The organism is Corynebacterium sp. Marseille-Q2823 (genome assembly GCF_903645345.1).
Classification (GTDB): Bacteria; Actinomycetota; Actinomycetes; order Mycobacteriales; family Mycobacteriaceae; genus Corynebacterium; species Corynebacterium hiratae.
Genome location: NZ_CAHJXS010000001.1, coordinates 1 through 25,193, shown reverse-complemented (window position 1 = coordinate 25,193; position 25,193 = coordinate 1). Strand labels below are relative to the sequence as shown.

General features: G+C 61.1%; 17 protein-coding genes, 1 tRNA gene and 1 CRISPR repeat array. Of the genes, 4 read left to right on the top strand and 14 right to left on the bottom strand.

The features are described 5' to 3' along the window. Positions 1 to 31: 31 nt before the first annotated feature. The 3 genes from HWX44_RS00090 to HWX44_RS00080 form a co-directional block, all read right to left on the bottom strand. Positions 32 to 1,735, bottom strand: coding sequence for a hypothetical protein (locus tag HWX44_RS00090; protein WP_368302269.1), 1,704 nt, complete (start codon positions 1,733 to 1,735; stop codon positions 32 to 34). 181 nt (positions 1,736 to 1,916) lie between these two features. After that, complete coding sequence (locus HWX44_RS13540) at positions 1,917 to 2,456, bottom strand: DUF3558 family protein (RefSeq protein WP_444843278.1); 540 nt, start codon at positions 2,454 to 2,456, stop codon at positions 1,917 to 1,919. Between the two features lie 985 nt (positions 2,457 to 3,441). After that, a complete protein-coding gene (locus HWX44_RS00080; RefSeq protein WP_070679983.1) occupies positions 3,442 to 4,242 on the bottom strand; it encodes a Bax inhibitor-1/YccA family protein in 801 nt (266 codons plus the stop codon). 490 nt (positions 4,243 to 4,732) lie between these two features. On the opposite strand from HWX44_RS00080, the gene HWX44_RS00075 reads away from it, so the two are divergent. Continuing rightward, positions 4,733 to 5,140 (top strand): hypothetical protein, encoded by a 408-nt coding sequence (locus HWX44_RS00075; protein ID WP_144014025.1) that lies wholly within the window; start codon positions 4,733 to 4,735, stop codon positions 5,138 to 5,140. A 187-nt stretch (positions 5,141 to 5,327) separates the two neighbouring features. Here HWX44_RS00075 and HWX44_RS00070 read toward each other — a convergent pair. The 6 genes from HWX44_RS00070 to HWX44_RS00045 form a co-directional block, all read right to left on the bottom strand. Continuing rightward, positions 5,328 to 5,404 (bottom strand) — tRNA-Leu (locus HWX44_RS00070). Positions 5,405 to 5,509: 105 nt separating this feature from the next. Next, the gene (locus HWX44_RS00065; protein ID WP_070510312.1) at positions 5,510 to 6,463 is read right to left on the bottom strand and encodes a Ppx/GppA phosphatase family protein; all 954 of its coding nucleotides are present in this window, start codon (positions 6,461 to 6,463) and stop codon (positions 5,510 to 5,512) included. Positions 6,464 to 6,479: 16 nt separating this feature from the next. Beyond that, positions 6,480 to 7,028: a DUF501 domain-containing protein gene (locus HWX44_RS00060; protein ID WP_070546154.1), complete on the bottom strand. Its 549-nt coding sequence runs from the start codon at positions 7,026 to 7,028 to the stop codon at positions 6,480 to 6,482. A 34-nt stretch (positions 7,029 to 7,062) separates the two neighbouring features. Then, complete coding sequence (locus HWX44_RS00055) at positions 7,063 to 7,614, bottom strand: septum formation initiator family protein (RefSeq protein ID WP_254868066.1); 552 nt, start codon at positions 7,612 to 7,614, stop codon at positions 7,063 to 7,065. A gap of 182 nt (positions 7,615 to 7,796) precedes the next feature. Next, positions 7,797 to 9,074 (bottom strand): phosphopyruvate hydratase, encoded by a 1,278-nt coding sequence (gene eno, locus HWX44_RS00050; RefSeq protein ID WP_049155525.1) that lies wholly within the window; start codon positions 9,072 to 9,074, stop codon positions 7,797 to 7,799. A gap of 143 nt (positions 9,075 to 9,217) precedes the next feature. Further along, on the bottom strand, positions 9,218 to 10,009 hold the full coding sequence (locus HWX44_RS00045; protein ID WP_049155526.1) for a lytic transglycosylase domain-containing protein: 792 nt from the start codon (positions 10,007 to 10,009) through the stop codon (positions 9,218 to 9,220). 223 nt (positions 10,010 to 10,232) lie between these two features. Here HWX44_RS00045 and HWX44_RS00040 point away from each other — a divergent pair, with 223 nt between their 5' ends. Beyond that, a complete protein-coding gene (locus HWX44_RS00040) occupies positions 10,233 to 10,655 on the top strand; it encodes a hypothetical protein (protein WP_046648322.1) in 423 nt (140 codons plus the stop codon). Here HWX44_RS00040 and HWX44_RS00035 read toward each other — a convergent pair. Beyond that, complete coding sequence (locus HWX44_RS00035; RefSeq protein ID WP_046648321.1) at positions 10,652 to 11,266, bottom strand: MazG nucleotide pyrophosphohydrolase domain-containing protein; 615 nt, start codon at positions 11,264 to 11,266, stop codon at positions 10,652 to 10,654. The genes HWX44_RS00040 and HWX44_RS00035 overlap by 4 nt on opposite strands. An 81-nt stretch (positions 11,267 to 11,347) precedes the next feature. Between HWX44_RS00035 and HWX44_RS00030 the strand changes: the two genes are divergently transcribed. Next, positions 11,348 to 12,835 (top strand): amino acid permease, encoded by a 1,488-nt coding sequence (locus tag HWX44_RS00030; RefSeq protein WP_046648320.1) that lies wholly within the window; start codon positions 11,348 to 11,350, stop codon positions 12,833 to 12,835. Here HWX44_RS00030 and HWX44_RS00025 read toward each other — a convergent pair. From HWX44_RS00025 to HWX44_RS00015, 3 genes are read right to left on the bottom strand one after another with little or no spacing between them, the layout of a single operon-like run. Beyond that, positions 12,832 to 13,314 (bottom strand): hypothetical protein, encoded by a 483-nt coding sequence (locus HWX44_RS00025; RefSeq protein WP_046648319.1) that lies wholly within the window; start codon positions 13,312 to 13,314, stop codon positions 12,832 to 12,834. The genes HWX44_RS00030 and HWX44_RS00025 overlap by 4 nt on opposite strands. Then, positions 13,314 to 16,952, bottom strand: a complete 3,639-nt coding sequence (mfd, locus tag HWX44_RS00020) for a transcription-repair coupling factor (protein ID WP_070510324.1) — start codon at positions 16,950 to 16,952, stop codon at positions 13,314 to 13,316. Before mfd ends, HWX44_RS00025 begins: the two co-directional genes overlap by 1 nt. Before the next feature lie 12 nt (positions 16,953 to 16,964). Next, a complete protein-coding gene (locus HWX44_RS00015) occupies positions 16,965 to 17,573 on the bottom strand; it encodes a TetR/AcrR family transcriptional regulator (RefSeq protein WP_046648318.1) in 609 nt (202 codons plus the stop codon). Positions 17,574 to 18,093: 520 nt separating this feature from the next. On the opposite strand from HWX44_RS00015, the gene HWX44_RS00010 reads away from it, so the two are divergent. Continuing rightward, positions 18,094 to 18,696: a hypothetical protein gene (locus HWX44_RS00010; protein WP_046646913.1), complete on the top strand. Its 603-nt coding sequence runs from the start codon at positions 18,094 to 18,096 to the stop codon at positions 18,694 to 18,696. Between the two features lie 48 nt (positions 18,697 to 18,744). Here HWX44_RS00010 and HWX44_RS00005 read toward each other — a convergent pair whose 3' ends face one another. After that, complete coding sequence (locus tag HWX44_RS00005) at positions 18,745 to 19,464, bottom strand: trimeric intracellular cation channel family protein (RefSeq protein WP_254868079.1); 720 nt, start codon at positions 19,462 to 19,464, stop codon at positions 18,745 to 18,747. Positions 19,465 to 19,661: 197 nt separating this feature from the next. Further along, positions 19,662 to 25,181: a CRISPR direct-repeat array (repeat unit 29 nt; unit sequence GGGCTCATCCCCGCTCACGCGGGGAGCAC). Positions 25,182 to 25,193 lie beyond the last annotated feature (12 nt).

Below are 25,193 nucleotides of genomic sequence, written 5' to 3'. Positions count from 1 at the left end.
GGTTATGAGAGAATCCCTCACCCACCGTCCCCTAGTTTTCTTCCCGGGCCCACTCGCCGATGACTCCGGGCAGCACCGCGGGCGCTTCACCGAGTAGATCTCGGCGGTTCGGATCGCGTTCAACCTGCGTGGTGACGGATTTGATCCTCTTTTCGCTTTCACCGCCGCGGGCTGCTCCGCCCATCATGGGCATCATCCGCATACCCGCGCCGCGGGTTTGTCCGCCGCCAGCCTTTGCGGCGCCTGCTCCCCCAGCGGCACCTACGACACTATTTGTACCGCCAGCGTTACCAATACCACCGACGCCGCCAACTCCACCAGCGCCACCGATCACTCCTCCTCCGGCCATACTGCCTGCGCTTAGCGACGCCCTTCCGTCCCTCTGCAGTCCACTCCCCGCTACGGCCCCGGGAAGGCCACCGATAACCGGGTGCGTACCCGTCTGCGGTCCGCTGGGCGCAGTACCGAAGCCGCCTAGCCCCGCCGCTGCAGTCGTCGGATTCGCCGACATCTCCGGTAACCGGCCCAGCCCCCGGCCGCTGAGTCCGGCAACACCCCCAGGTAGCGCGTTGCCGCGCGCATTCGCAAGGCCAACGGCGCCAAGTCCCTGCCCACCGGCACCGCTGCCTAGGCCTCCTAGTCCACTCAGACCAGCGCCAATGTTCGGCGCACCAATCTGAGTTGCCGACGTCCCCGGAACACCAGCATGAGACGGGTTCAGTGTTCCTACGCCTGCGCTCGCGGCCGACGTGTTCACGTCCGCCGCACTAACGGGTGCCAGCGAATCTCCGAAACCCAACTCGTTGAGGATCGTGCGTCCACGATCATGCAATGCGCTATGAAACTTCGCGATGTCACCAGCATCCATCCCAACGTTTTCAAGCCCCTGGATTTCCCCGTCTGCAACGCTAAAAGAACCTGGGCCGACGGCGCCGCTTTCCATCGCCTCAGCAATCTGCTGCGGCCAGGCAACGTCTTCCGTGGTGTAGCGGGATCCATCACCTGCGACCGCGCCGAATTGGGTACTGACATCCCCACCACCGCTGGGTGGTGCCGCATCCATGAGCGCGTGCTGATAGGGCATGGCGGCAATAACCTGCTGTTGAAGCACGCCCTGCATATATCCCAACGCCGCCTGTTCTGCGGCCTCGCGTGCGACGGGATCTGGAATTGCTGCTACCTCGAAGGCCAAGGCGATTGCCTCTGGCTGCACATTCATTAGCTGCGCTTGGAAGCCGAACAGCTTTTGTTGCATCACGTCCGCATTGGCAATGAAGTGTGTGCCCGCCTTCGCAACTTCACGAATCTTCTGGGCCGCTCGCGTGGTGGCTTCGCTATCATTCTCCGCCTCCAAGGACGCGGCCGAGTTCTCCAGCCCCGCAACGATATCGGCGACTTCTCCGCTCAAGGCTCCCCACCGCGCATTCGCTTCCGAGACATCCCAGAAACGGGTGCTGAACAAGTTGGATGCCAGGCCCATGATTGATGCACCGGTGTCAACGATCGGAACCGTAAACCCAAATGGGCTGTATCCCGGATCTGGTTGCGACACGATCGGCATCGCCTCCGCCGCGCCCCCGCCACCGGCGTCTGCGACATCCAGCCCTCTGCTGTTGAGTTCATCCTGTGATTCGAAGCCGGCGAGCTCGGTCTGGAGCGCCTCCCCAAGCCAAGAAACCTGTCCTCTAAACCCTTCCAAAGAATTACGCGCCGACCCCGGGTCCGTTGCCAGCACGCGTTGGTGGATTGCGCCGACTTCGCTTAAGCCAGTAACTGGAGAGAATCCTCCGTCAAGGGGGCTATGTGCCCGCTCCTTAGCAAGAGACAGATTTCGATCAAAGTTATGGATTGCTTCAACTTGTTGATTTAAATTTCCTTGATTAATAATCATCATTCACCCCCGAGCCCCCATCTAATTAGATGACGGCGCGTATTACCCTTTCAACGTTTTTACAGTTGCCCTTTATCGAATTAGCGCTAGACAAATTAGTCCAAGATAATGAGATTGAACCTTCGACTGTCTCCACATACCCCGTACACGTTGCATTCGCGATAAGCGATTCTTCAACCAAGTAGATTACTTCTCCGCCTCCTAGCTCAGCCTCGGTTCCATTAGGAAAAGCGGATCGAATCTCAGTAACCGAGTAATCCCTAGATTCTATGCTCACACTGGCTTTGCTTCCATCACGTTCCAGGGCCTCAAAACGACAAGATCGAAAACCAGTCTCCCGATTGATTTCACCCGTGAAAAGTAGTCCCAAATTTCTAAAAGCAGATTGAGCCTCCGCGGTACATGGATCAAACACCTGGAAGCCAGGCTCCGTACGATCAAATTCACCAAGTGGCGGTAGTACCCCACCGCCCGTACGAGAGTCGCTGCCCGAAGCTTGAGACTCTCGCACCTTCGTGGCGGTGGCTTCAGCGACCCCCGAGTCCACTGAGCCACCGCCGGACATGTCGCCAGAAAAGTTGCTAAAGTCCCCCGAGCTATTACCATTGTCGCGAGCACTGAGGCCCAGCGGAGCTGCGCAGTTTGAAAGCACCCCTATACAAACCGCCACCAACGCAAGGCCCCCGATTCGCTTCATGGTTTCCCTTCAACCAACTTTTCTGACTATCAGAAGCCCCTCGCCAGAGCCAAGCTCAGCGAGCGGCTTCTGCGACCAGAATGCACGAGAATGCGCAATATGTCGCGCCAACCCCACATAGTCCATTTTCAATGGGTTGCAAATAATGATGTATTAGATGCGAGTGATAAAAGGTTCATAAATAGGTGCTGGTCGTCGCCTGTAAGAATTGTGGGTGCGCGCCGTGAGACTCTTGCGCCTGCGCTGCCGATTATGACCATGCAGGTGCCCCCTAATTACAACACTGTTAACATTCGTTCGTCGTTTTTCACCCTGCAGGCACGACCCCATCGCGTGTTTCGGAAGTATGGACCAGATTCATCCACACAGCAGTTCACAAAACCACCTATGACCTTGCATAACTTCCGCAGAGGAGGGTGACAAGCAGTCGCAGAAAATGATTCCAGGTCACACTCCATACCGCTGTCAAAGGTCACTCCGGAACACCGTGGACGGGATTCTTCATCCGTTTTTTGACTTGGGCGATCGAACATTTCTCCCAAGACAACGGTATCTTCTCGCCGATTTGCACTTTTTGCAAGGCCCGTTTCTTTCCTCTTCACGCCTCGCCGTATGTGGTGAGAAATTGCCAATTGAGGCACACAAATAATCGCAAGACCCCTGGCACACGTGTACTAACAATGGGGAAGGCACTCTTCTCATGCCTAGGACATCGCCACCTATCGCGCAGCACTGAGCGCCTTGCTTCCCCACGGGGGTTGTAGTTGCAAGCGAACTGGACATAGAAAACCGGCGGCCGGCACCCACAAGTGATTGTGGTGCCGGCCGCCGGTTCTTAAAGGCGGTACCGAGGCTAGTCCCTGAAGTAGCTCAGCAGACGGAGAATCTCGGTGTAGAGCCAGACCAGGGTCACGGCCAAGCCGAGAGCGATGCCCCAAGCATACTGAGCCGGAGCGCCCTGGCGGATGAGACGGTCAGCCTGATCGAAGTCCGTCATGAAGGACAGGGAGGCCAGAACGATACAGACCAAGGAGAAGATGATGGCAAGCATGCCGCCATCACGCAGCGGGTTAAAGCCGAAGAAGATAGCTCCCAGTAAGTTGCCCAGCGCCATCACAGCCACGCCGGCGATGAGGCCGAACATGATCTTGTTGAACTTCGGGGTGACCTTGACTGCACCGGTCTTGTAGACCATCAGCATGCCGATAAATACGCCAACGGTGCCCATGATGGCCTGGCCGATAAGCGCCATACCATCGGAGTTACCGAAGGATACGCCGGCAAACATGAGCGAGAATCCGCCCACGAAAAGGCCTTCAAACACTGCGTAGATTAACGTCACCGCAGCAGATCCGAACTTCTTACCAAACGTTGAGACCAGAACAGTAACGAAACCGCCCAGCGCACCAACCAAGGTAAGAATCATTGAGATGCCCGGGTTGATCAACTCACCAATAGCGAAGTTGAGCACGGCCATAACGATAATGACGCCCAAGGTGATGCCAGTCTTGGTCACGACATCATCAACCGTCAGCGGACGCTCGGCGCTACGGTTTCCCTGGTTAAACGGATTGTCGCTCTGACCGTAGGGGTTAACCTGGGTCTGGCTTTGGCTGGACGAGAGGGAACTCATCACGGGGTTACTAGAACGCACGCGAATCCCGATTCCTTTCACAGTCTTTCTCTAAAAGCAGCCCCGGAGGGGGTGCCGTGTTTGTCATTTCACTGGGATCAACGTGCCCCATTGCTAGGAAGTTCCCAAAAATCCCAAAATTCGCAAAATTGTCCACACGTGTCAACGAAACGTCGGGAAGCACCGCTGCGCTGAGGTAGCACACTGTGTCCTTGGCTAAGGATTGTGAGGTCTTCTCCCCGCTCCTCGTCCAAGTACGCTGCGCAGAGGCTAGGGTTCTTTTCATTCACTATCACTTCAATGGAAGGCGGCAAGCAGCATGAAGAAATTTAGCCTTGCGGTTGCTGCTATTTCTTTTGCCCTCGGCAGTTGCAGCACCGCCCCTGCACCTGAACCAAGTCCAACGAGTACTAGCAGCAACGAAACTGGGGCCGACGAGGCGCCACCAAGCACAAGCCCGTCCAGTACCTCCCCCGCAGACGCTTCCAAATCCACGGAACCAGAGTCCCACGTGGAAGAGGCACAACCTGACCCAGAACTTCCCGCATCCGACGCTCCTGTGGCAGTAGAACAAGTACCCGCGGAACCCACTGTCGTGGAATGCCTCGAAGGGATCCCCGGCACTGCCCGCTGGTCAGATGGCACAGTCTCCTACTCCCAATGGTGTTTCGACACCCGAGGCGGCGAGCAGTACCTCGAAAATGAGCGCCAGGCCGGACTAGAAGAAACTGAGGAATGCGTCGGCCCGGCGGCAACATGTGGATACGGCACTGCAGATAATGGCGCCCGTAACCCAACCTCGGGCGAAATCCAGACTTACCACGGCTGCCAAGACGGATACATTGATGACCCAGACCTGTGCTCCGCAGTAGAAGATATAGTCCGAGCTGCCGACCCAGACGGCTCCATCTATCAGTAGACAAAACCCGCATCACAACAACCGATCCCGACGCTGAAAGCACGGCCCGAATGCAGGGGCGGTACCGCTAGGGGCTTGTGAGTCAGAGACACAGTTCCAGCAAAACTGTGTTGTCTAGCGATTTTTTAGAGGGTTTTTAGAGGGTTTTCGCTTTTTGCTCCAATTTTTCCAGCATTTCCGCTGGTCATGGTGCCCCCAGTGGGACTCGAACCCACACTGAATCGATTTTAAGTCGACTGCCTCTGCCGATTGGGCTATGGGGGCCAAACCGTGCCCACTTATCTTAGGGCACGGGTGGACACATGCCGAAAATAGGGTCGGCAACCGTAGAACTGTGCCGGTCCGCGGGACGGTACCGGCCTAGTTCGCTTAGTTTGCGACAAGGCCGCTAATGATGCCATCGAGGATGTCCTTCTCACTGATGAAGAAGGAACGAGCATCACTGTTGCGCTCAATCATCGTCATGATGCCCTCCACGGCCACGCAGCCGCCGCCGATGACATCGGCGCGGCCCGGGTGGATGACGGGGTTGAGGGCCCTCACGTCCGAGGACAAACCGATCATCTGCCGGGTGAGTACCCGCAGAGCGTCGAAGCGCAGCTCGGATCCGTGGATGGAGTCAGCATCGTAGCGTTCCATGCCCTGAGCCAGCGCCGAGAGCGTCGTGAAGGTACCGGCGCAGCCGACAAAGGTTTGGGCTTTGTCGATGGGCACGATCTTTTCCACTTCAGCCATGCGTTCAGCGACGTAATCAGTAGCGATCTCAATCTCTGCTTCGGTAGGCGGATCGTTGCGCATCATGCGCTCAGTGAGTCGCACGCACCCCATCTGCGCAGAGTGGGAGCCGAGAATCTCGCCGTCGATTGTCCCGACGACGAACTCCGTCGAACCGCCGCCCAAGTCGATGACGCAGTAGGGCCCCTTCTCAGAGCGCAGGTCCCCCACCGCACCGGTGAAGGACAGCAGTGCTTCCTCCTCCCCGGAAATGATCTCCGCGCGGGCACCCGGCTGGACCTGACCAAGAAGCTCCTCGGTCATATCGAAGAACTCGCGGTGGTTTTTGGCATCACGCGTTGCCGAGGTTGCCACCATCCGCACGCGCTCAACCTTCTCAAATTTCATCTGCTTGACGTATTCTTCGAGGGCTGCACGAGTCCGCGCGAGTGCCTCTGGCTCGAATTCACCGGTGGCGTCGACGCCTTGTCCGAGGCGGACGATCTCCATCGTGCGGGAGATATCCCGAATCTTGCCATCCTCTTGGATCTCACTGATGAGCAGGCGGATGGAGTTGGTTCCGCAGTCGACAGCAGCGACGCGAGTCATAAGGCTAGCCTTTCTCTTAACCGGCGTTAGAAAAATCAAACTGGGTCATATCAATGCCCAGGTCCCCCACGGTGGGCCAATCCTCCGGGATGGCGCTTCCCCGGAGTTTACCGTGTTCTGCAGCCATCGCGACGGCCTCGGTGCCAAAGCGGACCCGGCCCGGGCCTTCTGCCAAGGCATAAGCAATAAGCACGTGGAGGCACTTAACGCGCTCAGGCATGCCGCCACCGGAAAAATCAGTGCCCAAGTCCTCCATGGCATTGCGGGTTTCCAGGTAGTGTTCGTGCGCTGCCTGGTAGTCCTTCTGCAAGTCCTCATCCGCCGCGAGACGCTGCTCCATCCATTTCATGACGTGGGCAACTTCAAGGCGCGATGCCTCAGCGGTCAGGCGCGGATCGGTGAGGTAATAGAGGGTAGGAAACGGAGTGCCGTCGGGAAGCTTAGGCGCCGTCTTAATCACAGCAGGAGCTCCGTCGGGGGTGCGGTAAGCAATGTCCACGACGCCGCGCGGGGTGCGGCCCAATTGTTCGCGGACGACTTCAATATCAGCATCGGTCACGGTCATAGGAACCATTGTGACACGGAGGCGCGGGTGCGTCCTATTCAGCAGGAGCTTCGACTAAGTCTTCCGGCGGGTTCTCCGCTTCCGGTGGGGTTTCAGTGTCCGGTGGGGTCTCAGCATCCTGTGACACCGAATCCCACAGCACCGTGTACCACGCGCGCTCGTCGACGTCCTCGCGGCGTTCCGAGGTCACCGTATCGCCTGAGTCCATCCGCGGATCCATGATGCGGAACGCGGTTTCTCCTTCATCCATCACACCGAAGCGGCGGCGCGCTTCTTGTTTGACGTATTCCTCCGAACGGTATTTATCAATCTCGGTGAGGAGGTTTTCCTTCTGCTCCTGCTTGGCGGCGATGGAGCTTTCCAGGCGCGCTATCTCCGACTGGCCGTGGTAGTAATTGCGCAGCGGAACGGCAATGGATAAGAGGACTACGAGCACGACGGCGATAATGACGCCCACACCCAGAATGTCGAGCCCCTTAGGCTGGGCCGGGCTCTTCTTCGGCTTGGTGCGCTGCGCGTCGCGGGCACGCGTGTGGACCGGAACGGTGTTCCGGCGCTTCGTGCGGGAAGAAGTAGTGCGTGCCATCGGGAAGTCATTGTATCCCGCTACAGCCCAGGTGGTGCGCGGCGCGCGTCGTGTCTCAGAAATAACATGCGTCACAGCGCTATGGAGGCCACCCCGACGAAAAAAGGTGCCACAGTTTCCTGTGACACCTTTCGCTTAGACGCTATCTCAGCGAGTGGCCGGTTCCCGGCTACTCCTAGAAACTAGCCCTGGAAGCGCGGGAATGCGGAGCGGCCGGCGTAGACGGCTGCGTCGCTGAGCTCCTGCTCGATGCGCAACAGCTGGTTGTACTTGGCCACGCGCTCAGAACGTGCCGGGGCACCGGTCTTGATCTGGCCGCAGTTGAGGGCAACCGCGAGGTCAGCAATGGTGGTGTCCTCGGTCTCGCCGGAACGGTGGGACATCATGGTGCGGTAGCCGTTGCGGTGAGCCAGCTCGACGGCGTCGAAGGTCTCGGTCAGGGTGCCGATCTGGTTAACCTTCACCAGCAGTGCGTTGGCTGCCTTCTTCTCGATGCCCTCCTGGAGGCGGGCCGGGTTGGTGACGAAGAAGTCATCGCCCACGATCTGGACCTTGTCACCGATGGCTGCGGTGAGCTTGGTGTAGCCCTCCCAGTCATCTTCCTGCAGCGGGTCCTCGATGGAGACGATCGGGTAGTTGGCAACGAGATCCTCGTAGACCTTGGCCATCTCCTCAGCGGTGTGCTCGCCGCCCTCGAAGTGGTACTTGCCATCCTTAAAGAACTCGGAGGAAGCAACGTCGAGTGCCAGAGCAATGTCCTCGCCCGGCTTCAGACCGGCCTTCTTGATTGCGTCAACGATGAGGTCGAGTGCAGCCTTGGTGGACTCGACGGACGGAGCGAAGCCGCCCTCGTCGCCCAGACCGGTGGACAGTCCCTTGTCCTTGATGACGTTCTTGAGGGCGTGGTAGACCTCAGTACCCTGGCGCAGCGCCTCGGAGAAGGACTCCGCGCCGATCGGAGCAATCATGAACTCCTGGACATCCACGCCGGAGTCAGCGTGGGAGCCACCGTTGAGAATGTTCATCATCGGAACGGGCAGGACGTGAGCGTTCGGGCCACCGACGTAGCGGTAGAGCGGCAGGCCAGCAGACTCGGCAGCAGCCTTGGCAGCGGCAATGGAGACGCCCAGGATGGCGTTGGCGCCGAGGCGGGACTTGTTATCAGTGCCGTCCAACTTGATGAGGGCCTGGTCGATCAGGCGCTGGTCATCGGCCTCAAAGCCGGCAAGCTCATCAGCGATTTCTTCGTTGACGTTCTCAACTGCCTTGAGAACACCCTTGCCCAAGTAGCGGTCACCACCGTCACGCAACTCGTGAGCCTCGTGAACACCGGTGGAAGCGCCAGACGGAACGCCGGCCACACCGCGTGCTCCATCGTCGAGGAATACTTCAGCCTCAACGGTGGGGTTACCGCGGGAATCAAGAATTTCGCGTGCCATTACGTGGATGATGTCAGCCATGCTGCTTTCACTCCTATAGAGCCAAATTGATCTTGGGTTCGTGTTCTGGGAGGGGCTCCCAAACCACCTGCAGCCAATTGTTCCAGAAAACTTCGGAACGTGTCGGGCGGAAACGGACAACGTGATAAAGATCTAGAAAGGCGCTAGGACGTCGCAGGCTGTTCGATGGCATAGGAATTCGCCGCAGCGGCCACTTTACGCAGGTAATCCTCGGATTGGTTGTAATTGAGGATGGCTGAGCGCCAGCCTTCCGGCGTCGAAAGGTCTCTATCGCCGAAACACAACAAGGCGGCAGCGCCCAGCGCGGCATCATCGATTTGATTTGGATCGGCTACGCCATCACCGTTGGCGTCGCGACCAAAATGCTCCCACGAAGACGGGATGAATTGCATGGGGCCTACCGCCCGATCAAACTCAGTATCGCCATCAAACACGCCGCCATCGCTGTCCGGAACGTGGGTGGTGTTGTTCGTACCGTCGAGAGGGATACCCACGATGGGCGGCTCGGGGTGACCGTTCTCATCGAGTGAAGAACGGTGGAATATATTGCCGTTATAGGTCCCGTGACGGGTTTCCACCCAGCCAATCCCGGCGAGGGTATTCCAGCGCAGATTGCAGTTCGGCCACGACTGCCGCGCGATCAATTCGGCGTTGCCATAGGCCCGCAAAGCTTGGGCGGGGATGCTGGTGGCGTCGGCAAGCTGATCAGACCACCACGTCAACTTGTCCGCGGTGCGCCCTGGCGCTTCGACATCAATATTGGGCACCTCTGCCCCACCGACGGGTGGAAGATCCTCCGGAACGGGGGACAGCTGCCGGAACGGGGAAGGCTTATCAAGGAAGGAAAGACTCCACGCCACCAGGGAAATGATCAGAATGATGGCCAAGACAATGCCGAGGCCACAGCCCCCAATCCTCCGTAGCCCCTGTGTCATAAAGGTGAATACTACAGACGGTTTCACGTGTGGGTTAGACCGACACAGAGGGCGCCGCTTGGCGACGAAAGGAACCTAGCTAAGCAAAAATATTTCGAGTAATTATGTCAAAGTATTCCCATGCGTAACATTGTGCGCTACACTGCACCGATGAACGGTCCGCCGCGCCTACGCCGGTCCTGCACGTTCTTTCAACGCCCTTTCTTCAATCTCAAGGAGTTCCATGTTCATCCGTCGTATCGCTGCCACTGCTGCCGCTGTTGTCACCCTGGGTGCTGTCGTGCCCGCCACCGCGTCCGCCGCATCCCTCGAGGAGTTGGGCGGCTTCCTTTCCCAGGGCATCCAGAATGCTGACTGCAACACCCTCCGCAGCACCCTGACGCTGATCGATCAGACGACCGAGGGCGAGCTGCTCGGCCCGGACACCACCCGCAACCAGCTATCAAAGAACCTCATGGCTCTGGGCAACACCGAGGAACTCGGCCCGCTGGCCCTCGCCGCTGTGAAGTACTCCGGCCAGACCGCTGACCGTGCCCTCGAGTGCAAGATCGTTAAGGAAGACACCATCGTCACCGGCGGCACTGGCCTGTCCTCCACGCTCACCGACTACGCTCCTCTGCTGTCCTCCATCATCCAGAAGGGCTAGTCCTTTTCTCGGGCCTTACCTTCGGCCCACAGGCGCTCCTGCTCCTCTACCTCCACGACGTCCTCCGTGCCGTCAAAAAGGTAGGGCGCGCGGGAGCGCATTTTGTTGACGAAGGACATGGCGACGTCATCGAGGCTAAAAGCTCCGCGGCGCGCCGCTATCTCGGCATGGAAAAGGACTTGTAAGAAAACATCACCGAGTTCCTTGAGCAGCTCGGCCTCAGAGGCGCGCTCCCGCACCGCCTCGGCGAACTCCGCGGACTCTTCCTCCAGATACGGCAGCAAGCTCTCATGGGTTTGATCGCGCTCCCACTCCCCGATGCGCCGGGCCCGCGTCATCACCTCGCGCGCCTGCCACATCGGCTCCTCCAGGGAGGGGGCAAGGATGAGCTCCGCGTGGGCGTCGATAAGCGCGCGCACCTGCGGGTGGGACGGATCTGTGCTCACCACAACACCGTGGCCTGCCGGATCCTCACCGCACAGGAGCTGGTCGAAATTCCACCGCACCTTCACCGGTACTTCATCGGTAAAAACAACAGGTCCCTGCAGTTTTCCAACGGCCTCCAGAGGGATTAGGGTGGGCCAGCGCGGATCTAACAACAGGACAGTCATAAGCAACGAGTATAGGTCCCGGGTTCCATGAGCTTTCGCTGCAGTTGCACAAAAGCCCGCCTTAAGGGGTATTTTTAACCAATGACCACTTCCAATCTCACCGAATCGCCGCGCACGCACTCCGTGACGCTGTGGACGCTTGTCGCGCTCATCATCGGTTCCACGGTGGGCGCGGGTATCTTCTCTCTCCCGCAAAACATCGCCTCCGTCGCCGGCCCGGGCGCCATGCTCATCGGCTGGCTCATCGCCGGCGTGGGCATGCTCTCCGTCGCCTTCGTCTTCCAAATCCTGGCGCACCGCAAGCCGCACCTCGACTCCGGTGTGTACTCCTATGTCCGCGCCGGCTTAGGTGATTTCATCGGCTTCACCTCCGGTTGGGGCTACTGGCTGGGCTCCGTGATGGCCCAGGTCGGCTACGCCACATTGTTCTTCAACACCATCGGCCACTACGTCCCCCTCTTTGACGCCGACCACCGCTGGGTTTCCGCCATTGCGGTGTCTTTGCTGTCGTGGGGTATTTTTGCGGTGCTGGCCCGCGGTATTAAGCAGGCGGCCATCATGAACATGGTCACCTCCGTGGCCAAGATCGTGCCCATCCTGGCCTTCATCGTCATCCTCGCTTTCGTGGGATTTAGCTGGGACAAGTTCACCCTGGATATCTGGGGCAAGGCTTCTGATAAGTCCCTCTTTGAGCAGGTGCAGGGAATCATGCTCTTTACCGTGTGGGTCTTCATCGGCGTGGAGGGCGCTTCGGTCTACTCCAAGCAGGCTCGCACGCGTGCCGACGTCGGCCGCGCCACCGTCATCGGCTTCATCAGCGTCTTGGCGCTGCTGGTGTCCGTGTCCACGCTGAGCTTCGGCGTCCTTACCCAGGAGGAGCTCGCAGCGCTTCCGGATAACTCGATGGCCTCCGTGCTCACCGCCGCGGTCGGCGAATGGGGCGGCGCGCTCATCTCCCTGGGCCTGTGCCTTTCCGTGCTCGGCGCCTATGTGTCCTGGCAGATGCTGTGCGCGGAGCCGATCGTCATGATGGCTGTCGATGGTCTTCTCCCCCGCAAGATCGGCACCGTGAACATCGCCGGCGCGCCCTGGGTTGCGCAGCTGATTTCCACGCTGACGATTCAGCTCTTCGTCATCGTCTTCTTCCTCAACGAGACGTCCTATAACGCGATGGTGCAGCTGGCCACCATCATGTACCTGCTGCCTTACATCTTCTCCTCGCTGTACCTGGTGCTCTTGGCGGTGCGCGGCAAGGGGCTAACCCACCCGCATGCCGGGGTGCGCTTCGACTTGTCTGGCCCGGAGGTGAGCCGCCGTGAGAACCGCCGCCACCTCTACATCGGCCTCGTCGCCTTCATTTATTCCGTCTGGCTCATTTACGCCGCCGACCCGGTCTACGTGCTGCTTGGCGCGCTGGCTGTGGTCCCGAGCATGATCCCTTATGTGGCCACGCGCTTGTACAAGAAGGAGCGCGTGTTTAACACCTTCGAATGGTGCGTTGTGGCGCTGGTGATTGTCGGCGCTGTCGCCGCAGTGTGGGGCTTGGGCACCGGGCGCCTCGTTCTCTAGAACACCTCAGGTGCTGAGCGGTGCGAGAGCACCGCGTACGTGATGCAGCTTGCGAGCCACATCACGTGGCCGATGCCGCTGATAACGAGGAGGATGCCGCCGGTGATTGTGGCCGCTTCCTCGTTGCCAAACCACCACGTCGGTACGGTGGCCGGTCCGATGTCTCCAAAATCCGGCAGGTTGGCGTTGCCCAGGATGAAGCCGATGAACACCAGGGCCATGGACACCCACGCCCACTCCAGCTTGCTCTCGTAATCACTGCGGATAAAGAGCGGCAGCAGCCCAAGCAACACCCAGACACCAACCAGGATTACCCCAAACATCATCAACATGAAGGTGAGCCAGCCGCCGTTCTCACCGCTGAACTTTATGACCAGCGAGACGGGGATGCTGATCAACGCCGCGAACATCCACACCGCCACCATGACGATCCGTTGATTCGCCCGAGGATAGCCAAGGCGGTTGTTCGCGGCGTCCATTACTTCTCTCCTACGCTAATGACGTTTTTCTTAGTCTTAGCACCACTGACGTCAACGTGCTCGAGTTCAAACATCGACGCTAGGAAATCCGCCACCCATTGCAGCAGCTCAATGTCACGCAGCTTGGGGTCTGTGACATTCCGTCCTGCCTTGGGGAAGCTGAGCTGGATTGCTTTAGCCGCCGCACGGTAGTTGGAGCCCGGGTAGAGGCGCTTGAGGCGTACCTGTTTCGAATCCGCCAGCTCCACCGGGTGGACCTTGATGCGCGTGCCCTGCACCGTGATGTCGCTGACCCCAGCCCGGCGGGCCTGGTGGCGCAGGCGGGCCACGGCGAGAAGGCGTTCCACCGGCTCCGGAACGGGGCCGTAGCGGTCCTGCATTTCCTCCACCACGTGTGCCAGGTCCGCGTTGTCTTTGGAGGCTGCGAGCTTGCGGTAAACCTCTAGGCGCAGGCGCTCGGAGTTGATATAGGACTCCGGGATGTGGGCGTCCACCGGCAGGTCGATGCGGATTTCCTTCGGCCCTTCGTCCGTGACCACGGGGGTCTCCCCACGCGCGAGCGCCTTGAAGGTCTCCACCGCCTCACCGACAAGGCGCACGTAGAGGTCGAAGCCCACGCCGGCGATGTGGCCGGACTGCTCCGCGCCCAGCACGTTGCCGGCACCGCGCATCTCAAGGTCCTTCATGGCCACGGCCATGCCCGCGCCCAGATCGTTGTTCTGGGCGATGGTGGCCAGACGGTCATAGGAGGTCTCCGTCAGCGTGGCGCCCTTCGGGTAGAGGAAGTAGGCATAGCCGCGCTCGCGGGAGCGGCCCACGCGCCCGCGCAGCTGGTGGAGCTGGGATAGACCCATGTGGTGGGCGTTCTCCACGATGAGGGTATTCGCATTAGCGATATCCAGACCGGTCTCCACGATGGTGGTACATACCAGCACGTCGAACTCGCGGTCCCAGAAACCTTGGACGGTGCGTTCAAGCACGTCCTCGTTCATCTGGCCGTGTGCGACGACGATGCGCGCCTCCGGCACCAGGTCCCGCAGTTCGCGGGCCTTCTTTTCGATGTCGGCGACTTTGTTGTGGATGAAGAAGACTTGGCCGTCGCGAAGCAGCTCGCGGCGGATGGCCGCTGCCACCTGCTTATCCTCATACGCGCCCACATAGGTCAGGACCGGGTGACGGTCCTCCGGAGGCGTCAAAATCGTAGACATTTCACGGATGCCCGCCATGGACATCTCCAAGGTGCGTGGAATCGGTGTCGCGGACATGGTGAGCACATCCACGCTGGCTTTGAGCGCCTTGATGTGCTCCTTGTGCTCCACGCCGAAGCGCTGCTCCTCATCCACCACGATGAGGCCCAAGTTCTTCCACTGCACGCCCGTTTGCAGCAGGCGGTGGGTGCCGATGACGATGTCCACGGAACCATCCGCCAAGCCGGCGAGAATCTCCTTGGACTCCTTGGCCGAGGTAAAGCGCGAGAGGACCTCAATATCCACCGGAAAGCCCTGCATGCGCTCGCGGAAGGTATCGGCGTGCTGTTGCGCCAGCAGAGTCGTGGGCACGAGGACCGCCACCTGCTTACCGTCCTGCACGGCCTTGAAGGCCGCGCGCACCGCAACCTCGGTCTTGCCATAGCCCACATCGCCGACGACCACGCGGTCCATCGGCACCGTGGATTCCATATCCTGCTTGACGGCATCGATGGCCAGCATTTGGTCTTCAGTCTCGACGAAGGGGAAATTATCCTCCATCTCCGCCTGCCACGGCGTATCGGGCCCAAACTGGTGGCCAGGGGCTGCCTGGCGCTTGGCATAAAGCTCCACCAGCTCACCGGCGATCTCACGCACCGCGGCACGCGCCTTCTTCTTGGTGTTCTTCCAATCCGAGCCGCCCATCTTGGACAGCGTCGGCGCCTCACCGCCGGTGTATTTGCTCAACAGATCCAACGAATCCATGGGCACCCACAGCTGGTCGGCCGGCTGACCGCGCTTGGACGCCGCATACTCCAGCACGATGTACTCGCGGCGCGACGTCTCATCACCGGACTGTACGGTGCGCTCGGCCATCTTGAGGAACTTGCCGATGCCATGGGTCTCATGCACCACGTAATCCCCCTGCTTCAGGGCGAGGGGATCCACGCGGTTGCGGCGCTTTGCTGGGCGACGCTTCGCACCCGCAATATCACCGACGCGGTTACCCGTCAGATCAGTTTCCGTAATAACCACGAGCGGCAGCGCTTCAGCATCCTTCAGCTTGCGCACCTTTGGGAAAACCAGACCCGCATGGGACAAGGCCTGATAGAGGGTGACCTCGCCGGGGCTCGGCTCCCACCCAGGCGTGGCCACCTTGGTGGGAATCCCCTTCTCCGCGAAACGCTCCACCATGCGCTTGATCGCACCCTGGGCAGGAGCAATAAACGCAGCCCGCCCACCAGCGGTGGTGTGCGCTAGAAGCTGCGCCATCATCGCATCAATCTCTGAGATATCACCGCGTGGGGTAGGTCCGGGCTCAAAATCCAGCGGCAGAGTCTCCGATTCAGCGGCGGCGAACATCCCCGGCGGGGCAAAAGTCCACAGCGGGGCCTCGATATTCCGGCACGTCGCCTCAAGCGACTCATAGGAGCGGTAACTCGACGCCGAGGTATCCAAGCCCTCGGCAGCCAGCGGACCATCCGCGCCCATCGCGGCGGCCTCCCAGCCAGCAGCCAAGAACTCCGCATCGGTGGATTCCAGGTCCGCAATGCGCGTGCGGATCTTTTCCGGTGCCACGAGCACCACGTGCGTGCCCGCCGTGAGGAGTTCGGGGAGGGTGACAAAGGGGTCGTCGGCTAGCACGGCAAGCAACGCCTCCATACCGTCGGCAGGGATGTGCTCGCCTACCTTGGTCAGCAGTTCTGCCAGAGCCGCATTCCCGCCAAACTTCTGAGCCAGCTCACGGGCGCGTGCGGCAACCTCATTAGTAATCGGCAGCTCGCGAGCGGGATAGATGGCGACCTCGCCGACCTCAATCTCCGGGATGGCGCGCTGATCCGCCACGGAGAACTGGCGGATATCGGTAATCTCATCGCCCCAGAACTCCACACGCACCGGGTAGTCCGAGGTGGTGGGGAAAACATCGAGGATGCCGCCGCGCGTGGCGTACTCGCCGCGCTTGGCCACCATATCCACGTGCTTGTAGGCGCGAAACTCCAACTCCGAAAGGATATGTGAGAGCTCGTGCTCAGCTTCTTCCTTCAGGAAGATGGGCTCGCGGCCTTCCACTTTGCTCAGGATAGGCTGGCAATACCCGCGGGCAGAGGTCACCACCACTTGGGCTTTGCCCGCCCCCACTAGGTCGAGCACACGCGCGCGCTTGCCGACGATATCCGGGGCCGGCGACAGCCGCTCATGCGGCAACGTCTCCCACGCGGGAAAGTAGGCGACCTTATCCCCCAGCATGGCTGCCAGCTCTGCGGTGAGGTCCTCCGCCTCACGCCCGGAGGCAGTCACCACCAGCACCGGCGCGTGGTGCGCCAGCGTTCCAATGGCCCAGGGGCGGGCCTGGTCGATGCCCGTGATGTGCAGCGACGGTGTGCCCACTTGAGTAGCGAGACCTTTGAGTTTCGGATCTGAGGCGGCTACTTTGAGCAGCCCGCCCAGCATCGGCGTTGCCACCTACTTGGCTCCCTTCAACTTCGGTGCTGCTTCCATGCCGGAAAGACCATTCCAGCACAAATTGACGATGTGCGCTGCGACTGTCTCACGCGAAGGCTCGCGTTCATCTAGCCACCACTGGGCCGTGGTGGCCACCATGCCGACGAGCGCTTGGCCGTAGAGCACCGACAGCTCGGGGTCGAGACCGCGGTGTTCGAAGGCCTCACCGAGGATATGCGCAATCTGATTTACCGCTGTGTTCAACAGCGTGGAGAAGCTACGCTCCTCCCCTGGCTTGGAGTCGCGCACGAGGATTAAGAAACCATCGGTCTCCTCCTCCACGTAGGTCAGCAAAGCGACGACCCCCTGCTCGATGCGCTGGCGCCACGAACCCGTCTGCAGTGATTCCGTGACGACCTTTTCCAAAGCGACGAGCTCGCGGTCGATGACGACGGCGTACAGGCCTTCCTTGCCGCCGAAGTGCTCATAGACCACCGGCTTGGACACGCCGGCGCGCGCGGCGATGTCTTCCACGCTGGCACCATCGAAGCCGCGTTCTGCGAAGGCCGCGCGCCCAATGGAGATCAATTGCTCACGGCGCTCACGCCCGGTCATCCTTTGTCGAACCATGACTCCTACTGTATCTCCCCCACCGGACATCGCCCTCACCAGCCAAGAGCGCCGGCAGCAACGTGAAGGTCGGCCACCTGTTTAGGTCTCGTGTGCACCCGTCAGGTAACATGTCCCCCAGCGCTCACTACAGTGTGCGCAGTTTCCCCATGGTGTAATCGGCAACACTACGGTTTTTGGTACCGTCATTCTAGGTTCGAGTCCTGGTGGGGAAGCACGTTAAAACACCAATCTACCTGTCTTGATTCAGGAGAGCGGTGTTTTGTTTTTACTTTGGCGGCAATAATTGGGCCCCTACGATTTATCCGCGTGCTTCCTCGCACAGGGGGTTACCGAAGGTGGCGAAGGAGAAAACAGCACAGGGAGCCAACGCTGCAGGCCCAGACATACCAGATAATCCAACGGAGAGTATTGGGCCTAAAGCGGCAGTTGAGTCCGGCTGCCCACTACAGCTCCAATCCAGCCCATTCCTTTCATATATTGTGTAACTCAGACAGACGAACCATAGAGAAGGTACGGTATGAGTCATGACGATGTTCCACTCCACGGCGCGCGGGATGGACAAGATCACCTTCAGCCACTCGAGTCAGGTGGACAAGGCCCTATCGGTCGCCCGTCGCAGCACTCAGACCCGACAGACCCGCGTATTCAACCAAATTGGGGGCAGGATCAGCCGCCAAATCAACCGGCAATCCCAGGGATCGACGGGCAATTAATCGGATATGGCCACATTATCGGCCATACGTACGCCGGCCCCATTCCTCCGCCTCACATCATCGATGGTTACGAGAGGATTCAGCCTGGACTTGGCAAACGGATTCTTGACGATGCACACGAAGACACGATTGCGGATCGGCTGATCACTCAGAAGGCCTTCGATCACGCTATTTGGGAGGCCAAGGCTGGCTTTCGTGTCGCCGCGTTCATTACATTCGCCTCCATCGTCGGCATTTTCTTCTGTTTGCTCTTTCTTGACTCACCGGAGTCCTTCGTCGGCGCCGCGTTCCTTGGCTTAGCGTCCCTTACTCCTCTCGTGAGAACTTTCCTCAATCGAGACCAACAAAAGCCTGCAGCTAATGAGCTTGCTGTAAATCCCGAGGACAACAAAAATAGACCGATCTAACCAAAGCCAAGAAAACAGCAGTCAATAGGCTTAAGTCCGGCCGAGAATCTATTTTCGTTTTCTGCGGCCACGCCGAAAGCCTCTGATTTCGGCTCTCCGCGCGATCGATGCCACCTGCGCCGCGGTGTAATTCAGGGGCGCTACACCTGCTCGCGGAAGCACCCACCCGCGCCAATACGCCATAACTGCCAGGCCAAAGCCCACAAAGGGCGAGACGATCATGCCAAGGGCAAACTTATCGAATTGCGCGAAGGAAGCCATCACGATTCCGGTGAGCACAGCCGGCACGGCGTAAAGCGGACTACCTCCAAAGACCGAGGGAATCTGCCCGGAAGCAACATCGCGTACCATACCGCCGCCCACTGCGGTCAGAACACCTAAGAAGACGCAGGCAATAAACGGCATATCGTAGGCCAGCGCCTTCACGCAGCCAGTCGTGCACCACACGCCCAGGATGACAGCATCCGCATGCTCAAGAAAAATCTCCCAGGCCTTGCCTTTGAGGTCCATCAAAAATGCAATGAGCGCGCCCACACACGCCAGCGACAGGTACCACGGATCAGAAATCGCCGCTGCCGGGCCACTGGAAATAAGCATGTCACGGATCATTCCGCCCGCCAGCGCCGAAAAGAGCGCCAGAAAGACGAAACCAATAATGTCGAATTCCCTGCGGCGCGCAATCGTGCCACCAATAATGCCGTTGAGCACCACACCAATGAGGTCGAAGACCTGGTACAGGGAATGGATAAGCGGGTCGACTTCCTGAATCACAGATACTGACCCTAGCGTACTGGGGCGAACTGGATGACTACATTGCTGCTCTGAAAGCAAACCTACAAAAGCAACGTGAGAAATGAATCTCCAGAAATTGAAGGGTGTGAGTGCAAGGAACTGCGTTTCGAAAATAATAGTCCCCACTTATGCGGGGAGCACGGCGGTGGTGGCGTGCCGGTCATCGTGCGCCGTGGCTCATCCCCGCTTACGCGGGGAGCACGCGGGTGGCTGAATTCTTGCAAGCACACTGGGGGGCTCATCCCCGCTCACGCGGGGAGTACGAGCATGAGAATGACCCGACGGTTGTTGCGAACGGCTCATCCCCGCTCACGCGGGGAGCACATTCCCGGCTGAATTCGCCCCCACGAAAATGACGGCTCATCCCCGCTCACGCGGGGAGCACGGTCCTGAGAACCGCCCGCCACGGGTGTCTAACGGCTCATCCCCGCTCACGCGGGGAGCACCAGGGCAAGCTGGTGCGCTCCACCCACCCCGGCGGCTCATCCCCGCTCACGCGGGGAGCACTGTGGGGTGGTTGGAATAGGACTAACCCGCCTGGGCTCATCCCCGCTCACGCGGGGAGCACTCGCCAAACTTATCTAGCTTCACCTCAATACCGGGCTCATCCCCGCTCACGCGGGGAGCACCATGCTCCACTGCGGGAAGCGGCGGCCTTGGGGGGCTCATCCCCGCTCACGCGGGGAGCACCATGTTGAGCACGTGCACCGCGTTGACGGTCAGGGCTCATCCCCGCTCACGCGGGGAGCACACCACGACCAGGTTTGATGCGCTGAAGCCCCGGGGCTCATCCCCGCTCACGCGGGGAGCACTAGTTCCACCCCCAGTGGTTGGCAGACCATCACGGCTCATCCCCGCTCACGCGGGGAGCACCGTCGGTGTCCATGTCGAGCATGTAGTGGAGGGGGCTCATCCCCGCTCACGCGGGGAGCACCTGCGACGGTTGCAGCCGCCGCCTGAGGTGAAGGGCTCATCCCCGCTCACGCGGGGAGCACACTTGACGATATTTCCCTGTCGCTTAATTGGGGGGCTCATCCCCGCTCACGCGGGGAGCACGGGGAGCGTGCCCGCCAGTGCTACCAAGTGGTGGGCTCATCCCCGCTCACGCGGGGAGCACGCTAACGAAAAGCAGATTGCTCTGTACGAGCAGGGCTCATCCCCGCTCACGCGGGGAGCACCCGGCCCTAAGAACACCCATGAGTGATTCCCAGGGCTCATCCCCGCTCACGCGGGGAGCACCAACCCGCGACCTCGGAAACTCCGCATCGCGGGGGCTCATCCCCGCTCACGCGGGGAGCACACGGGCACACCCATACCGTTACGGTCCAAGGTGGGCTCATCCCCGCTCACGCGGGGAGCACGGGATGAAGACCGTGATCCAGAACATATTAAGGGGCTCATCCCCGCTCACGCGGGGAGCACTCACGCCCGCCTGTCAGCTGCTGGCGAATGTCCGGCTCATCCCCGCTCACGCGGGGAGCACAAGAAGACTGGCCGTGGTTTGTCGTTTGACTGGGGCTCATCCCCGCTCACGCGGGGAGCACATGCTGAAGAAGATTCGTCAGGGCCCGGTGGTGGGCTCATCCCCGCTCACGCGGGGAGCACCGTGCCATCAAACAGGTGGTCACCACTGGTGCGGGCTCATCCCCGCTCACGCGGGGAGCACTGAAGATCCTCAAGCGGCTGAATGTTTTCTGGGGGCTCATCCCCGCTCACGCGGGGAGCACGCTATCTGAATCGCGGAGGAGAAAACATCCCACGGCTCATCCCCGCTCACGCGGGGAGCACGTGGATGATTCGTTGTGGCGTCGCATGCGTAAGGGCTCATCCCCGCTCACGCGGGGAGCACTCACCCTTAGGGCCAGTCAGAGACGGGGAGGTCGGCTCATCCCCGCTCACGCGGGGAGCACTGTTGTGTTTGAGCTGACCAGCACCCCGGACGGGGCTCATCCCCGCTCACGCGGGGAGCACGTATTTCGTCAATCTGCACTATGCTCCCTCCGGGGCTCATCCCCGCTCACGCGGGGAGCACTCGGCACAGGCGAGGGTGATGGAAAAACCACTGGGCTCATCCCCGCTCACGCGGGGAGCACCACAGTCATAGGGGGATGCTCATGACGACCATGGGCTCATCCCCGCTCACGCGGGGAGCACGATTTCACAGGGGTCGGGGTCTAGTTCTGCCGGGGCTCATCCCCGCTCACGCGGGGAGCACCATCAGCAAAGCCGGCCTCGGGCCGTGGGTACCGGCTCATCCCCGCTCACGCGGGGAGCACATACTTGTGACTGCCGTCCCGGATGTGGGTGTCGGCTCATCCCCGCTCACGCGGGGAGCACTAGTTCCACCCCCAGTGGTTGGCAGACCATCACGGCTCATCCCCGCTCACGCGGGGAGCACCGTCGGTGTCCATGTCGAGCATGTAGTGGAGGGGGCTCATCCCCGCTCACGCGGGGAGCACATCCCCCCCAGTGGGCCTAGGGTGTCCTTGCGTCGGCTCATCCCCGCTCACGCGGGGAGCACGGCGGCGTGTAGACGGTTGAGGCGTCTGGTGAGGGCTCATCCCCGCTCACGCGGGGAGCACCCGGGGTCTCGGATAGAGCTTGAGTGGTTCCAGGGCTCATCCCCGCTCACGCGGGGAGCACGTACATGCTGCGGGTCTTCACCCACTGGTTCTGGGCTCATCCCCGCTCACGCGGGGAGCACCCCGCTGCAACGGGGCTTTTCTTATGCGACGACGGCTCATCCCCGCTCACGCGGGGAGCACCTGTCCTGTGCTCCCGATACCTGCTGCCCCGCGGGCTCATCCCCGCTCACGCGGGGAGCACTCGATGGTGGTACAGGTCATCCAGCTGGTCGGGGGCTCATCCCCGCTCACGCGGGGAGCACGAGAAAGCTCTTCGCCGCTGGTCGTCCGGTGTGGGCTCATCCCCGCTCACGCGGGGAGCACGTATGAAGGAAAGTCATGCAACCTCCTTGTTTGGGCTCATCCCCGCTCACGCGGGGAGCACGGTCTGTGTCCTTTTCTTTTGTGGCTCTCTGCCGGCTCATCCCCGCTCACGCGGGGAGCACGAGGCAGGCATGCCCATCCCCGCGATTGGCGAGGGCTCATCCCCGCTCACGCGGGGAGCACCCCCAAATCATCCACAGCAGGTGGGTTATCCAGGGCTCATCCCCGCTCACGCGGGGAGCACGTGCGGCATGACGGGTTGATGAAGCAGCGGAACGGCTCATCCCCGCTCACGCGGGGAGCACCCTCATCAACGATGTTCGGGAGACTTTGGAGAGGGCTCATCCCCGCTCACGCGGGGAGCACCACTCCTCACATTCCGGCAAGAGCGCGGGTGCCGGCTCATCCCCGCTCACGCGGGGAGCACCTATTAGAGTGCTCGATGCTGATAGAGCGCTGGGGCTCATCCCCGCTCACGCGGGGAGCACCGCAGGGCCGCTAGCCCCTCCGTTAATGCGTTCGGCTCATCCCCGCTCACGCGGGGAGCACCCTGTCCTAGTCGGCGGTGTGAAACTCTTGTCGGGCTCATCCCCGCTCACGCGGGGAGCACGTTGGGGGTTTCTGCGTTTTCGGCATTACAGCCGGCTCATCCCCGCTCACGCGGGGAGCACATTCGATGGTGCGTGAGCAGAAGGCCCACGTGGGGCTCATCCCCGCTCACGCGGGGAGCACGGTGGTGCTGGAGTACGACAAGGCTGTTGGTAGGGCTCATCCCCGCTCACGCGGGGAGCACTTTAAGGGCGTGCTGGAGACCATGCAGGGTTGGGGCTCATCCCCGCTCACGCGGGGAGCACGGTACGGCATCGGAGATGGCGACGGTAATCCACGGCTCATCCCCGCTCACGCGGGGAGCACTCGTTCTGTCCGAGCTGCGGCCAGCCCTTGCCCGGCTCATCCCCGCTCACGCGGGGAGCACCGGGCCAGAACGTATAAGCTTCAAAGCCATTTGGGCTCATCCCCGCTCACGCGGGGAGCACAAGTCTTCCTCGTCTAGGGCGCTGATTGTGGTCGGCTCATCCCCGCTCACGCGGGGAGCACGTTTCTCCTTTATTCAATCGTCGCGTCCCATCCGGCTCATCCCCGCTCACGCGGGGAGCACTGTATTCGGGTCGGATTGGGGGTCGTAAGGTTGGGCTCATCCCCGCTCACGCGGGGAGCACGGTGGCGAGTTGACGGAGCAGCCCGCCGCCCTGGGCTCATCCCCGCTCACGCGGGGAGCACGTTGGTGGCCAGTTGACGGGTCAGCCTGCTGGGGGCTCATCCCCGCTCACGCGGGGAGCACTCGGGGTGGACGGTGAGGTACTTCGGTGGCAGGGGCTCATCCCCGCTCACGCGGGGAGCACAAAGCAGGCGGCACAGAGTACGGCCCCACCAAGGGCTCATCCCCGCTCACGCGGGGAGCACATGCCGGTGCCGTTACTGAGCACGAGGTGTTTCGGCTCATCCCCGCTCACGCGGGGAGCACTGCCGATGACACCAATCACGCCGACGATGACTGGGCTCATCCCCGCTCACGCGGGGAGCACCTGCCCGTCTATCTGGCTGACGCCCCGGCGTGGGGCTCATCCCCGCTCACGCGGGGAGCACCGCACGCTTCAACTCCGCCAACCGCGTTTCAGCGGCTCATCCCCGCTCACGCGGGGAGCACGGCTTCGGTTCGGATTGCTTTCGTGAGTTTTGCGGCTCATCCCCGCTCACGCGGGGAGCACTACCTTGACGTCGACTATGAGCGCGACGGGGACGGCTCATCCCCGCTCACGCGGGGAGCACGGAACCATGGTCGGAATGCACTTTCTTTGGGCGGGCTCATCCCCGCTCACGCGGGGAGCACGCGACAAAGCCACCCCGCAAGGCAACCCGGAGGGGCTCATCCCCGCTCACGCGGGGAGCACTCGACCTGGAACACGCCGGTACCCCGGTTTGGGGGCTCATCCCCGCTCACGCGGGGAGCACGTGAACCGCGGCGGCGTGGTGACAGCCATGTAGGGCTCATCCCCGCTCACGCGGGGAGCACCAGACTGCGACAGCTCGGTAACAGACAAACCGGGGCTCATCCCCGCTCACGCGGGGAGCACGTTCGCTCCCACCTCACCACTCCAGGGTGAGGGGGCTCATCCCCGCTCACGCGGGGAGCACCGGAGGTGGTGGATATTTCTCGTGCTCCGTCAGGGCTCATCCCCGCTCACGCGGGGAGCACGACGCGCCAGGGTGTGGTGTCGCCTGGTTCGGGGGCTCATCCCCGCTCACGCGGGGAGCACCGAGCCGTTGAAGACCTTGCTCTGGGGTGTCTAGGCTCATCCCCGCTCACGCGGGGAGCACCCCGTCACCATGGACTTCAGCTCAACTTGCACGGGCTCATCCCCGCTCACGCGGGGAGCACTCAGGCGGGAAAGATGTTCCCGCGCCCCATCCGGGCTCATCCCCGCTCACGCGGGGAGCACGACTTCATCTTCTTGGTGGACAGATTCTTAGACGGCTCATCCCCGCTCACGCGGGGAGCACGGCCTTTTTCGTCACTGTGACTAGATGGTCTAGGGCTCATCCCCGCTCACGCGGGGAGCACTTAAGCCGGTCTTTAACGGTATCGGGTCGCTGAGGCTCATCCCCGCTCACGCGGGGAGCACTTCTTATCCCGGTTCAGGGAATCCCACATTTTCGGCTCATCCCCGCTCACGCGGGGATGAGCCGAAAATGTGG

Bases quoted from the DNA above. Each gene is read 5' to 3' on its own strand.
- HWX44_RS13540 (WP_444843278.1), bottom strand. From the start codon at position 2,456: ATGTCCGGCGGTGGCTCAGTGGACTCGGGGGTCGCTGAAGCCACCGCC.
- HWX44_RS00065 (WP_070510312.1), bottom strand. From the start codon at position 6,463: ATGACTCGCGTCGCTGCTGTCGACTGCGGAACCAACTCCATCCGCCTG.
- HWX44_RS00060 (WP_070546154.1), bottom strand. From the start codon at position 7,028: ATGACCGTGACCGATGCTGATATTGAAGTCGTCCGCGAACAATTGGGC.
- HWX44_RS00055 (WP_254868066.1), bottom strand. From the start codon at position 7,614: ATGGCACGCACTACTTCTTCCCGCACGAAGCGCCGGAACACCGTTCCG.
- eno (WP_049155525.1), bottom strand. From the start codon at position 9,074: ATGGCTGACATCATCCACGTAATGGCACGCGAAATTCTTGATTCCCGC.
- HWX44_RS00045 (WP_049155526.1), bottom strand. From the start codon at position 10,009: ATGACACAGGGGCTACGGAGGATTGGGGGCTGTGGCCTCGGCATTGTC.
- HWX44_RS00040 (WP_046648322.1), top strand. From the start codon at position 10,233: ATGTTCATCCGTCGTATCGCTGCCACTGCTGCCGCTGTTGTCACCCTG.
- HWX44_RS00035 (WP_046648321.1), bottom strand. From the start codon at position 11,266: ATGACTGTCCTGTTGTTAGATCCGCGCTGGCCCACCCTAATCCCTCTG.
- HWX44_RS00030 (WP_046648320.1), top strand. From the start codon at position 11,348: ATGACCACTTCCAATCTCACCGAATCGCCGCGCACGCACTCCGTGACG.
- HWX44_RS00025 (WP_046648319.1), bottom strand. From the start codon at position 13,314: ATGGACGCCGCGAACAACCGCCTTGGCTATCCTCGGGCGAATCAACGG.
- mfd (WP_070510324.1), bottom strand. From the start codon at position 16,952: ATGCTGGGCGGGCTGCTCAAAGTAGCCGCCTCAGATCCGAAACTCAAA.
- HWX44_RS00015 (WP_046648318.1), bottom strand. From the start codon at position 17,573: ATGGTTCGACAAAGGATGACCGGGCGTGAGCGCCGTGAGCAATTGATC.
- HWX44_RS00010 (WP_046646913.1), top strand. From the start codon at position 18,094: ATGAGTCATGACGATGTTCCACTCCACGGCGCGCGGGATGGACAAGAT.